This is a genomic window from Rhodopirellula halodulae, from assembly GCF_020966775.1.
GTDB classification, from domain to species: domain Bacteria; phylum Planctomycetota; class Planctomycetia; order Pirellulales; family Pirellulaceae; genus Rhodopirellula; species Rhodopirellula halodulae.
On sequence record NZ_JAJKFV010000011.1, the window covers coordinates 420,532 to 432,831 of the forward strand.

At 56.7% G+C, this 12,300-nt stretch carries 10 protein-coding genes; 4 read left to right on the forward strand and 6 right to left on the reverse strand.

The window, feature by feature from the left end; translation table 11 throughout:
- Window positions 1-25 precede the first annotated feature (25 nt).
- Together LOC70_RS10175 and LOC70_RS10180 are read left to right on the forward strand one after the other, a co-directional pair.
- Window positions 26-2,335: a serine/threonine protein kinase gene (locus LOC70_RS10175; RefSeq protein ID WP_230253494.1), complete on the forward strand. Its 2,310-nt coding sequence runs from the start codon at window positions 26-28 to the stop codon at window positions 2,333-2,335.
- 172 nt (window positions 2,336-2,507) lie between these two features.
- Window positions 2,508-4,298 (forward strand): LamG-like jellyroll fold domain-containing protein, encoded by a 1,791-nt coding sequence (locus LOC70_RS10180; RefSeq protein ID WP_230253495.1) that lies wholly within the window; start codon window positions 2,508-2,510, stop codon window positions 4,296-4,298.
- A 38-nt stretch (window positions 4,299-4,336) separates the two neighbouring features.
- Here LOC70_RS10180 and LOC70_RS10185 read toward each other — a convergent pair whose 3' ends face one another.
- Genes LOC70_RS10185 through LOC70_RS10195 form a run of 3 tightly spaced genes read right to left on the reverse strand, consistent with a single transcriptional unit; the run spans window position 4,337 to window position 7,822 of the window.
- Window positions 4,337-5,011: a DUF4956 domain-containing protein gene (locus LOC70_RS10185; protein WP_230253496.1), complete on the reverse strand. Its 675-nt coding sequence runs from the start codon at window positions 5,009-5,011 to the stop codon at window positions 4,337-4,339.
- Window positions 5,004-5,894 carry a polyphosphate polymerase domain-containing protein gene (locus LOC70_RS10190; RefSeq protein WP_230253497.1) on the reverse strand — a complete coding sequence of 297 codons (891 nt, stop codon included), beginning with the start codon at window positions 5,892-5,894 and terminating at the stop codon, window positions 5,004-5,006. Before LOC70_RS10190 ends, LOC70_RS10185 begins: the two co-directional genes overlap by 8 nt.
- 20 nt (window positions 5,895-5,914) lie before the next feature.
- Entirely contained in the window at window positions 5,915-7,822 is a 1,908-nt protein-coding gene (locus LOC70_RS10195) for a CotH kinase family protein (protein ID WP_230253498.1), read from the reverse strand.
- A gap of 339 nt (window positions 7,823-8,161) precedes the next feature.
- Here LOC70_RS10195 and LOC70_RS10200 point away from each other — a divergent pair, with 339 nt between their 5' ends.
- Together LOC70_RS10200 and LOC70_RS10205 are read left to right on the forward strand one after the other, a co-directional pair.
- Entirely contained in the window at window positions 8,162-9,289 is a 1,128-nt protein-coding gene (locus LOC70_RS10200; protein WP_230253499.1) for a prenyltransferase/squalene oxidase repeat-containing protein, read from the forward strand.
- 63 nt (window positions 9,290-9,352) lie between these two features.
- Complete coding sequence (locus tag LOC70_RS10205) at window positions 9,353-10,153, forward strand: hypothetical protein (protein ID WP_230253500.1); 801 nt, start codon at window positions 9,353-9,355, stop codon at window positions 10,151-10,153.
- A 22-nt stretch (window positions 10,154-10,175) separates the two neighbouring features.
- On the opposite strand, the gene LOC70_RS10210 is transcribed toward LOC70_RS10205, so the two are convergent.
- Genes LOC70_RS10210 through LOC70_RS10220 form a run of 3 tightly spaced genes read right to left on the reverse strand, consistent with a single transcriptional unit; the run spans window position 10,176 to window position 12,300 of the window.
- Window positions 10,176-10,904 (reverse strand): flavodoxin domain-containing protein, encoded by a 729-nt coding sequence (locus LOC70_RS10210; RefSeq protein WP_230253501.1) that lies wholly within the window; start codon window positions 10,902-10,904, stop codon window positions 10,176-10,178.
- Window positions 10,901-11,707, reverse strand: coding sequence for a DUF4198 domain-containing protein (locus LOC70_RS10215; RefSeq protein ID WP_230253651.1), 807 nt, complete (start codon window positions 11,705-11,707; stop codon window positions 10,901-10,903). Before LOC70_RS10215 ends, LOC70_RS10210 begins: the two co-directional genes overlap by 4 nt.
- 50 nt (window positions 11,708-11,757) lie before the next feature.
- Window positions 11,758-12,300: a DUF2271 domain-containing protein gene (locus LOC70_RS10220; protein WP_230253502.1), complete on the reverse strand. Its 543-nt coding sequence runs from the start codon at window positions 12,298-12,300 to the stop codon at window positions 11,758-11,760.

Here is a 12,300-nt window from a genome sequence, read left to right on the forward strand (position 1 = left end):
CTCACAACGCAACAGGGAGTCGTCCATGACCACGTTCGATGATACCAACGACAATGGCGTCGTTGCTGCGGTCAAAGACTACATGCGTTTGCTTGAACAAGGAAACGCTCCGACCATCGAAGCCTTTCTCTCACAACATGCATCGATCCAGGACGAGTTGCGTCCCGCCTTGGAAGGACTGGCGATGTTGCACGGTGCGGGTGCCTCCTCGGACAAAGCATCCGCCGCGGTTGCACCGGACGACGAATTCACAGCCAAGCCCATCGGCGACTTTCAAATCGTGGGCGAGATTGGTCGCGGGGGTATGGGAGTTGTCTACGAAGCCGTGCAGCTCTCGCTCGGACGGAAGGTTGCGCTGAAAGTCCTTCCGTTTGCGAGCGGTTTGGACGAAGTCCGTTTGCAACGTTTTCGCAACGAGGCTCATGCCGCGGCGGCATTGCACCACACCAACATCGTTCCGGTATACGCGGTCGGCAGCGATCGAGGTGTGCACTACTACGCCATGCAGTTGATCGACGGCAGAACCCTGGCGGATCTGATTGAGGAAATGCGTCGCGATCATGCGTTGACCAAAGCGGACGACACACCGGCGGTTGCTTCGTCTCGTAGCCCAAACACACGTTTGAATAACACAACGGCACTCGGGACCACCGCCGGCCGAAGGCGTCACTACGAAACGCTCGTGCGGATGGCCCACGAAGCCGCCGTCGCGATCGAACATGCTCATCAATACGGAGTCATCCATCGCGATATCAAACCGGGAAATCTGCTGATCGATCGTGCGGGAAAAGTTTGGGTCACCGACTTTGGCTTGGCTCACATCGAATCCGACACCAACAACTTGACGCGAACCGGCGACCCGATGGGCACGTTGCGTTACGCCTCGCCGGAACAGGCATCAGGAAACCGAATGGTGATGGACCATCGCACCGATGTGTATTCCTTCGGTGTGACGCTGTACGAACTGCTGACGCTGCGTCCCGCGATCCAAGGCAATGGCTTTCGCGATTTGCTCAATGCGGTCATCGAAGTCGAGCCACCTTCCCCCATTTCGATCATCCCCAGTCTTCCCGCGGAACTGGACACCATCGTTCGTAAAGCGATCGCCAAGCAGCCTTCGGAACGCTACGCATCGATGAAAGCTCTGGCGGATGATTTGCAATGCTGGCTCGATGACAAACCGATCCAAGCCAAGCCACCAACGACGTTGGAAAGGCTTGCGAAATGGCGTCGCCGAAACAGCGGACTGGTCGCGGCCGCCTTTGGAATGTTGCTTGTCGCCTCAGCGGCGTTGCTGGTGACCGTGTTCTTGGTTTGGCGAGCACAACAACGCACGCAGTTGGCACTCGACCGAGAAACGAACCAAAGGGAATTGGCGGAAGAAAGCTTTCAACAGGCCCGCGCGGCCGTCGATGCTTTCAGCACACTCAGCGAAAGCGAACTCGCCTATCGCGGTGACATGCAGGATTTACGTCGTAGTTTCCTGGAAACATCGTTGTCCTTCTATCGCGACTTCCTCGAATTGCGAGCGGACGATCCCGACTTGAAGACCGAATTGGCCGCCACGTCGGCGCGGGTCGAATCCATGGTCGAGGAACTGCAATTGCTAGAGGACATCGGTCCGTTGATGCAACTCGCCGAGCCCCCGGTGCAGGCGGAACTTGGAATCGATTCGGAGCGTGCCGAACAGATCACGCGAGCGATCCAAAAACTGCAAACCGAACGACAACTCATCGCACGCCAGACGCCGGGATCCGAAACCGCCAGCAGCGAACAACTGACGACGCTGCTGAGCGATTTCGATGCGTATTTGACGGACCAACTGAGCCCGCCTCAACTGGAGCGTTTGCGTCAAATCGCAAGACAACGACGCCTGCCGTTCACGTTTAAATCCGCCGAGGTGGTCACGGCTTTGAACCTGAGCCGAGAACAACGTACCGCCATCAACCGAATCATCCAGGAAACACGACCGTTCCGTGGCGGCCCGATGCATCATGAACGTGGGGATCGTGAACGTCGGCGAGACGACGACCGGCGAGACAAACCCGGACCAGGTTTCGACTTTGGTTTCTTCGAGCAATTTCGCATGGACGGTCCCGGTCGTGAGGGGCCCGGTCGCGAGGGGCCCGGTCGCGAGGGGCCCGGTCGCGAGGGGCCGCCGTCAGAACGAGGCGGCTTTCCCGGCATGGGCGGCGGACGTCCAGACTTTCGCGGCCCGAGTGACATGTGGCGATCCGACGCGACTCGATACACCGTCGAAAAAATCATGGAGATCCTGACGCCTCAGCAACGACGGATCTGGAACGAATTGATCGGCGAACCTTTCACGCGATGACTCGTCCGGTTGACTGATGCCGGAACGCGAAGCGATCCGCGGTGGTGCCTCTGAACCAACCAGACAGCCCAGATTGTTGCCCCCGAATCGTTGCACCACGTGTCGACAGCGACGATGCTGTGGCGTGAGATCATTCTTTGCCCCACGCTCGTTACGCTTGATAAAAACCTCGATGCATCTGTTTGGAACGCCACTCCGTGCTTTGTTGTTGGTTGTCATTGGCAACGTTTCGATCACATTCGCCGAGGACACGGCACGCTGGTCGATGGATTCATCCTCACCGAACACGCTTTTGGTTGGCAAAACGCCTGCGTATCGAGACGGTGTCGAAGGGCACTGCTCTGCGTTTGATGGCAACACTGTTTTGGAACTTGACGGCGCAAGCGGTCTTCCTGACAGCAAGCATTTCACCCTGGTTGTCTGGGTCAATCCACACACGCTGAATCGAAATCAACAGGCGATCGCCGCTAAGAATCGGTATTCGCTTGGTGAACGCGAATGGACACTGATGCTGGATACCGATCGTCGATTCCGCCTGTACGTCCGAGAAGAAGGCTGGCGTACGATCTCGGGTCCCGACGCTCGCCCAGGCAGCTGGCACCAACTGATCTTTGTTCGGAATGCGAATGAGATCACGTTTTACGTCGATGGTGAGAAACAGGGGGAGCTTTCCATCAACGCTCTCGCAACCACCAACGCTCCCGTGACCGTCGGAGGAGTGAATGACAATGGCAACCTGCGGCAGACCCTCGTCGGTGCCATTGATGAAGTCCAATTGCTGCCAAAGTCATTGACCGAAGCCGACGTGAAACAGTTCTACCGCCCCGTCACCTCGAAGCACGCTCTTCCCGAACCACCGCAACTGGAAACATTGTGGGACGAGTCCGAAGCACTTCCGACGGCGAGCAATTTGACACCGGCTGACGATGTGAAATTCCACGTCATTCAAACTTGGAATGAACCCGTGGATGGGTATCGGTTTTTGCACGGTGTTGCGTTGCAATTTCATCGCGGTCGTCTGTTCGCATCCTTCGGTCACAACCAAGGCGACGAGAACACGGTCACCGAAGAGGCTCACTACCGAATCAGTGACGATCAAGGAATGAGCTGGGGGCCACTTCACATCATCGATCATGGAGAAGAAGAAAATCTGGCCGTCAGCCATGGTGTCTTTCTATCGGAAGGAAATTCGCTCTGGGCGTTTCACGGTTCCTACTACGGACGCATGGAAGACATCCACACGCGAGCGTACCGATACGACGAGAACAGTGATCAATGGACTCCATTGGGACGTGTGATCGGCGAGGGGTTCTGGCCGATGAACCAACCCGTGCGGATGGAGGATGGAAACTGGATCATGCCCGGACTGCTCGGCAAACGTTACGACAGCAACCAAGCCTTTCCGGCGGCGGTCGCAATCAGTCACGGCAACCATTTTGAAAAGTGGGACCTCGTTCGAATCCCGGTCGACAAAAACATCCATCAAATGTGGGGCGAATCCAGTCTGTGGGTATCAGGCGAGAACGTCTTCAACGTCTCACGTTTTGGTGACGACGCGAAAGCGTTGCTGGCAACCAGCGATGATTACGGCAGGACTTGGTCCCCATCGAAGATCAGCAACCTTCCCATGGCGACATCCAAACCCGCCGCAGGAGTCTTGAGCACGGGGCAGCGTTATCTGGTCTGCACAACGGCCGCTGAGAATGGTGGAAGACGCATGCCCCTGACCATCGCGATCTCACGCCCAGGTGAGAACGTGTTTTCGAAAGTGCTGGTCCTTCGCCGTGCCATGCAGCCCAATGCCCCGGGTGAGTCCGCCAAACGACTCAGCCTGTCTTACCCGTATGCAATCGAACATGACGGGCATTTGTATGTTGGCTACTCCAACAACGGAGGTCGCTCGGCCAACTTGAACAGCGCGGAGATGGCGGTGGTCCCCATCGAATCGCTCCGCACCGATTGAACTTTCGCTCGGAAACCAATTGCTCAGCAGCAAGGTTCTCAAAGCGGCTTGGTGGCCAGCGATTCAACGGTTGGAATTGCATTGAGCGCCGCAATCAGTTGGCTCGCATCCGAGCCTTCCAATGGTTCATAGCGATACACCAACTCCAACGATCCACCACGACGAGCGGTTTCAGCCGAAACGATTTCGTAGCTCTTGGTCAGCCGTTTCAATTCGTCTTCCCATCCACCAATCGAGTGCAGACCAACCTTCATCGTCAACCGCCACTGGTTCTTCGTCTTGGTGGTTGATTCGCTCGCCTTGTTCGCAGGACGCTCTCCATTGAACTGAGTCGCCCAGGTCAGGGTGATCAATCCAAGGAACGCGACCCAGTACTGACCGGCGCCGATGGCCATGCCGACCACGACGGCTGCCAGTACAAACGCAACGTCCCGAGTGGAAGACACCGCGGCACGGAAGCGAACGATCGACAGCGCGCCCACGAGACTGAAGGCGCGAGCAATGTTGTCGCCGATGATCTGTGTCGCCATCGCGATCAGCACACTCATCAAAACCAACGTCAGCGTGAGATGCTGCCCGGAATCCGGAGCGGACTTGATCCGCGCGATCAACGCAACGCACCAACCGCACAACCATGACAGAACCAAACGCAGCGCCAGCACCGAAAGATCGGCGTCCACCTGGGTCGAGATCGGAGGTAACCAATCAGGCATACAACAAACGCTCCGATCGCGAAGACAATTCGGTGGGAGCTTCGCACACCGGGACCTCTTGATCCAAGTTCCAGCAACGCACCGCCGCCCGGTACTTCGAGAAACCAGTCACCGGGATCGGAAACGTTCGAAGCAGCTCTTTGAAAACGTGCGGCATGTAGCGATGAAACTTCAGTTCCAAAATCTCATACTCCGTCGCCTGCACTCGATGAGCTCGCTCATGTGCGTCGTCTTCCCTGGCCACCTGCCAACCGCGAGCCGGGCTGGCGTGCAGATGGCTGTCGATGGTCAAACGAATGTTTTGGCCCGAGGCATCCGCCATCCGAGCAAACCGTTGGTAGTGGACTTGCGTCGTGGGCTGCAATCGATGCAACTGCGTTTTGGTGATGAACCAATCACCAAACCATTCTTCCGACGATGAATCCTCGATCGACAACAGACGGCATGGCCGCTCGGTGTTCAATCGATGCTCCAACTGATTTCGAATTTCCGTTTCATCACCGACCACTCGAGTCTTGTTGACTTCGCACTTCTTTTTGCGTTTGCTCTCCAGCCAAAGCTTCGACTCGCTGCCATAGCGGCGGATGCGATACTTCTTCTTCCCCACCACTCCGGTCTCGTGAAAGAGATCCAAGTCAGGCGAATCCAGATACAACGTGTTCACGTCATAGGTGTCACCTGAATCGCAATGTGGATCTGCCGCCAAATGTTCGCGAGCCCACTGTTTGACATCCGCTGCCAAACAAGGCTCCAGTTGATACTTCAGTTCGATTCGCTTGTCTTTCATGACGCTGCTTGCAAGATGGTTGATACAAACAAACGCCTCGGCACTGCCGGCGGATGGAGCACCGTGTGGATGCAGCACCAAGGCGTTTGACTTCAAAGGAGAATTCGAGGGACGTCCTACTTCAGCAAAAATTCGCGTCGTCCGTCGGCGAATTGCTTGATGTTCATCGAGCCATGGCCTCGTCCCTGTGGTTCATGTGCGACGTCGCTCTCACCAGTCATCGCTTGGAACGATTCAAAAGTCCCCAGCTTACGGGTATCGACTTTCAGCAACGGCTCGATTTTCGAGGCTTGCGATTGAACGAACGGTCCGATCGTTTTCCAGTCCAACGACTCTTCCGCGATTTGTCTTACCTTCGACAAGTAGGCTTCCTTGTACGCAGGCACTGCCAACACTTTGCTGCGAAGCGGTTTGCTCGGATCGTTCAATCCAATCAATGGATCCAAGCCCAACGGAGACGACGATGCGCTGTCATCGGGACGCCCACCGCCTCGAGCGTTGTCACGCTGCGGTCCTGCAAATCCGCCTCGATCGAAGCCACCCCGATCGAAACCACCCCGATCAAAACCTCCACGTCCACCGCGACCGCCCGGGCCACCACGACCGCCGGGTCCTCCCGGTCCTCCCGCAGCACGGAATGCCTCGTTCATATCGTGTGGCACAAAGTGGAACACGTTGTCCTTGTCCAACACGATGCTGTAGTCACTCGCTCGAATCCAATATCCATCCGAGTTCATGAGCACGTTGTCGAGCGCCAAGAACCAAAGCAGATTGTCGATGTCGACCATGGGTTCCAAAGCGGCGGGCAGTTGCTCCGTTGGTGTTTCGTTCAACACGCGGCACAAGTCGACCAAACGCCGCAGGTCTTCATCGTCACCTTTCTTTTGTTCGAACGGGTGACGGTATTGTTCCAAGTCTTCCCCGTGGTACTCGAGCCCGCCTCCACCGCGAGGTGAGCCGGCAACTTTCCAACGGGCTCCCTTGCCGCTTCCGAAGTTCCGCTTGACGAAGTCTTTGTTGAACTGCTCCACGTTGGTGAACACGCCCCAATCTTCTCCGTTGACGACCACCCGAACAAAGTTGGCTCGCGGTGCAGGGATGTATTGGTTGGCGATGTGCGAGTAGAGCACGGTGCTCATCATCGAATCATCACTGGAACCGTTGAGCAGGTTCAGTGTTTTGTATCCACCGATGGTTTGATCGTCGTCCGCCAAATCGACCGAGATGTTGAACGATCGTTTGTAGCCGCGTGGCACCATGCCATATGAACTCGCACCACGGAAACTGATACCACAATTTGGATAGGCAACACCGTCGATCGTGATCGTCGCGGGAACCTCGATGTCCGTCCGGTGAAAGGTTTCCAGTTCGTCTTCCCAGTCCTGAACGGTGAAGTCCATGAACAAGGTCCGAACGACACCGGTGTCATACAGATCACCTTCGGCTGGCTGAACCGAATCTTTGGAAACCTGCTGTCCCGGTTTTGCCTCGGGTCGATTTCGGTTCATCCCCGGAGGGCCACCACGTCCCGGTCCACCTCGTCGGCCACGATCGGCTTCCGGTGGACCGCCACCTTCCGGCGGACCGAATCCTCCGGGCGGTCCAAAACCGGGACCTCCCGGTGGCGGGCCTTCACCAGGTCCTGGACCAAATCCGCCGGGACCAAATCCACCCGGGCCAAATCCGTCTTCGCCACCGCCGGGCGGAGGTCCAAATCCGCCACCGAACCCAGGGCCAGGACGATCACCACCTCGACGGCCACCGCGGCCTTCTTCAGCCGAGCGATTGGTCTTGAGAAACTCACGTGCTTCCACACGTTCCTCGTCATTCAACCAGCCGTTGTCATCACGATCGAACTTGTCGACCAATTCTTGATCCTGGCCACCAAATCCACCTGGCCCACCCCCGGGTGGTTGAGCCTGAAGATTCGGCGAACAACCGGGGCCGCATGCCAAGGCGGTCAAAGCAGACAGAACGATCGACCGCCGAACGATTCGCGAGCGATGACGGGAAGGTACAGACATAGTGTTCTCAATCAGGGCAACGAATGGGTTTGTATTGGCTTTCAACACCATCGTTGCGGGCATGATTCGAAACCGCCGCGAAAAAACCTTCATTTTTTCTTCACATGCAAAATACGGCGTCACGACGCTGCGTCGGTGCGGCATGAGGCTTGCGAAACAAAGCTTTCGAGGAATCTGCTTCGGGCGTTGCTTCGTAGAAAACCGCTGCTGACACGCATCGAAATTGCGTGTGAACAGTGTTTCTTGCCCGCATCACACACCACCAAAGAGCGACTGATGAGCTTGATCCAACCACGAATCGAACGTCGGAATTTCCGTCGGGACCGGCGAATTTTTGTCATGGCGTGTGCTGCGTCACTCGCCATCTCGCCGTTGCAATCCAACCAACTTTTCTCGCAAGAGACCCCATCCACCACGACGGCGGAATCGAAGGATTCCAAGACCGACGAGTTGCGGCGGCAAATCGTGAACAAGGGGTTGGCCTTCCTCGCCAAAGAGGGCCAATCCGATCAAGGCACGTTCTCTGACCGCGTCGGTCCCGGCGTGACCGCGTTGGCACTCACGTCGGCCCTTCGCAATGGAAAGGGTGTCGACGACCCAATGGTGGCCGAAGGACTTCGCGCGTTGGAAGGTTATGTCAAACCGGACGGCGGCATCTATGGAAATGGCCGTCTGAAGAACTACGAAACCTGCGTCGCCATGGTGTGCTTTGCGGAAGCCAACGCGTCCGGCAAATACAACACGCTGCTTCAACGAGCCAAAGCGTTTGTCACCGGCATTCAATACGGCGAAGGTGCTCGCGACCCCAGTGACCCTTGGTACGGTGGCGTTGGCTACGGTGGTGCCGGCCGCCCCGACTTGTCCAACACGGCTTACATGGTCGAGGCTCTGCGTGCCGTTGAGACTCCTGCCAACGACCCCGCCATTCAGCGTGCTTTGGTCTTCATCTCCAGATGCCAAAACCTCGACAGCCAATTCAACGACACGCAGTTCGCGGACAAGGTCGACGATGGTGGTTTCTACTACGAGATCCCCACCACAAAGATCGACCCGAGCACCTCGGAAGAACGCTTCACCCCCAACGGCGGACTTCGAAGCTACGGCAGCATGGGCTACACGGGACTGAAAAGCATGATCTTTGCCGGTCTGACGAAAGATGACCCGCGAGTGAAAGCTGCATTGCAGTGGATCACCGATCACTACAGCGTGGAGAAGAATCCGGGCATGGGTTCGGCGGGTCTATATTACTACTACCACACCTTTGCCGCCGCGTTGGATGCCGCCGGACTGACGGAAGTCGTCGATGCGGACGGCAAGACGCACGATTGGAAAGCCGACCTAATCACGGAGTTGGCCGAACGGCAAAATGACGATGGTTCTTGGAGCAATGACAATCAGCGTTGGTTTGAGAATGACAAAAACCTCGCGACCAGCTTCGCTTTGATGGCGTTGGGCCATTGCGATTGAGACAAACGGGATCGCCGGAAAGCAACATCGCGGTGATCCGTGATAGCGAGGCAAAGGAACTGAATGAGCACCTGCGTGAACACGGCTGGAATGAGCGAACCAAGCGACGCTCGTTCAAACCCAACGACCAAACGGCGTCATCAGCGTCGTGCCGGGTGGTCGTGGCTATGGCTCGCGCAGGCCATCTCGCTGTTGGGATTGGCCATCTGGGCCGCGTTGGATCCTTTGTTTTCAAAGGTTTCCCGTTTGTCAGCGTGGCAGACCTGGCAGGTCGGTCTCAACCATTGGCGTGTTCCACTTCTTGTCCTCATCGCAGCACTCGCCATCGGCAGTTTGCTACTTTTGTTGGTCCGCTTCCTAGCACGATCCAACCAGCGAATGCGGAGCCGATCGTTGGCACAACTGCTCGCCATCACAACCTTGGCCGCCGCCTGGTGCGGCATGTTGATTCATTTGGATTCAATCGCCTGGCAGGGCAAACGCATTCGCTTTGTCGCACGAGTCGACCAATTGGAAGCCATCGCGGCGCCTCTGCGAACGGACTGGCCACAACAAGACGGCGAGGTCTCACAAGTTGGCCCGTTCATGGCTTATCCGTTTGGCCGCCCCAAGACGTTGGTGCTGTTACAAGCCCCGAGGGTCACTGAACGGGCGGTTTACGTCAGTTCGATCGAACGAGGTGACGATGGCTCGATCAAACTCCAATTGACCGGAACCGATGGTGGCGACTGGGCAGAATGGCACCCCGAAGGCAGCAGGCCGAAATCCTTCGTCGACGGTCTCTTTGAATTGCACCGATTGGATTTCGCCACGCCGATCGGCCGCGGTTGGTACTTGGTTCGGTATCAAAGCGGCCCCCGCTGATCGCGGCCGCTTTCGACGTTCATCAAGAAGCGACCAACTCGCCGTGGACGGTTGCTTCCACGGAGGCTTGCCAATTGGCCAATGCAATGGGATCCGCATCATCGACCTCGATGCGATCGGAACTGGTCACCGCACCACATCGCTGCAGCCAAGCGTCAACGGATCGTCCGAAAGCGCAGTATTCGTCGTAGCTGCTGTCGCCCAACGCGAGCACGGCGTAACGCAAACCAGACAGCGACCAAACCGACTGCATCATGGTGTCATGGAATTCGCAGGCATGTCCCGGCGGCTCACCTTCGCCCGCCGTGCTGGCGAGAAAAAACGCCTGGGATGTTTGCTGCAACTTTACTTCGGTCACCTCTTCCAGCGGCAACAGCTCAACAGATCGATTCAAAGTCTGCAAAAGATCCACCGTTTGCTGTGCCAACTCTTCGGCAAAACCTGTTTCGCTGGCGTAAACCACCAAGACGGGAGCGATTGGTCGGGCGGGTTGCCCGATCGACTTGCCCGCATCCGTTTGTTCGTGCGAACCGGCAACGCCGTCAATCGCGACAACGGTTGGCAGATTCCTCAGCACGTCACGAAAGCACCAAACACACAACACGGCATACGCCACCGAACCACCCGTGGCGACCCACCACCGCTGGACACGCGGAGGAGCCACCCACCACGTGCCATCGGTCCACAGAGCACATCCCCAAGCCGCGAGCATCAGACTCGCGATGCAAAGGGCGTTGACGACTTTCGTCATTGAGGCAGAACTTCCAGCGTGCCCGCGTAACTCATGCGACGAGACGAAGCACGTTCGATCTTGGTCTGTTCGTCTTGGTGACTGGTTTCGATCCAGTACATTCCCGCGTCACCAAAGGCGACTTCAAATTCACCATTCTCATTGGTCTTCAACTGCTGTTCTTCTTGCGAATTGCGATAGCGCGTGCCGCCTTGAACAACGCTGATTTCCAAATCTTTCGCTGGCTTTCCGTTGACCAGGAAACGGAACGTGGCGGTCTCACCCGCGTACAGATCGTTAGGATGAGTGACCGGCAACAACTCGATGCCAACACCGGTTGGCTGCAGCGATTCTTCTGTTGGTGCGCCGTTGGTCACAAACGTTTCCACGCGACCGACGCTTTCTGAGATTCGAAGGTTCGACGCGTCCGCGGGAATTTCACTGGCGATCGCATCAGCACTTCCGCGCCAACGGCGACGTTTGCCATTTTCTTCCCAGCTCGCAAACGCACCATTGTTCACGACGGCCACGCGATAGGTGCCTTGCTGCGTCAAAGGCAAATCAAAGACGCTGCGATACTTGCCGGTGGATTTGTTTTCCGCTTCGACCTGCGTTCCATCTGGAGCGACGACGACAAGGTTGTCCAACCCGAGCGGAAAGTGATTGAAATAAAACAGATCGTTCGAAACCGCAGCGTCCACGGTCAACCATGGCTCAGGTCCCGAGAACACCGTCTGCGATGGCAACAGCCAAACCTTGTGCGCAAAACTGGTCGACGGAACGGCAACCAACAACATCAAGAACGAAAAGACCAAACGATTCATAGCAACTTTTCTCATGGAACGGGGTGATTTGTCGTGAGCTTCAAGTGAATTTAATTTTGCGAAAGCGATTCTGTGGCGGGGATCACGAAGGTGATTTCCCCCAACTCTTCTTTGCCGGATGCGGACAGTTTTTGTGGCTTGTCCGAGGGCCAGGTGAATGGCAGTTCGATCAGTTCTCGACCGCCCACTTCACGAGACGCTTCCACCACAACGGAGTACTTTCCGGCGGATAAGCCCGAGAAGCGATTGTCCTGATCATCAAACGTCAGTTCGTGTTTTCCGGCCGGACGGGTGGCACCTGAAATCCCATCCACCGGCATTTGAAGCGAGCGTCCCGAACGTCGCCACCATTGACGAAGGTCCGGCAACCACTTGGTTCCTTCGCCTTCTCCGGAGCGTGTTTGCTGATACCAAACCGCAAGGTTCGCAACGCACTTGCGTTTCTCATCTTGGATCCACATCGCGACGTAGGGTCGGTGATATTCCGACACGCTCAATCGTGGAATTTCGACGGATGCTTGCCAATCTTCGGATCTGGCACGACCGACGCTGAACAAGGCAACGCCGACGATCAATAAAATGCGTTTCAACAT

Bases quoted from the DNA above. Each gene is read 5' to 3' on its own strand.
- LOC70_RS10175 (WP_230253494.1), top strand. From the start codon at position 26: ATGACCACGTTCGATGATACCAACGACAATGGCGTCGTTGCTGCGGTC.
- LOC70_RS10180 (WP_230253495.1), top strand. From the start codon at position 2,508: ATGCATCTGTTTGGAACGCCACTCCGTGCTTTGTTGTTGGTTGTCATT.
- LOC70_RS10185 (WP_230253496.1), bottom strand. From the start codon at position 5,011: ATGCCTGATTGGTTACCTCCGATCTCGACCCAGGTGGACGCCGATCTT.
- LOC70_RS10195 (WP_230253498.1), bottom strand. From the start codon at position 7,822: ATGTCTGTACCTTCCCGTCATCGCTCGCGAATCGTTCGGCGGTCGATC.
- LOC70_RS10200 (WP_230253499.1), top strand. From the start codon at position 8,162: ATGGCGTGTGCTGCGTCACTCGCCATCTCGCCGTTGCAATCCAACCAA.
- LOC70_RS10205 (WP_230253500.1), top strand. From the start codon at position 9,353: ATGAGCACCTGCGTGAACACGGCTGGAATGAGCGAACCAAGCGACGCT.
- LOC70_RS10210 (WP_230253501.1), bottom strand. From the start codon at position 10,904: ATGACGAAAGTCGTCAACGCCCTTTGCATCGCGAGTCTGATGCTCGCG.
- LOC70_RS10215 (WP_230253651.1), bottom strand. From the start codon at position 11,707: ATGAATCGTTTGGTCTTTTCGTTCTTGATGTTGTTGGTTGCCGTTCCG.
- LOC70_RS10220 (WP_230253502.1), bottom strand. From the start codon at position 12,300: ATGTTGAAACGCATTTTATTGATCGTCGGCGTTGCCTTGTTCAGCGTC.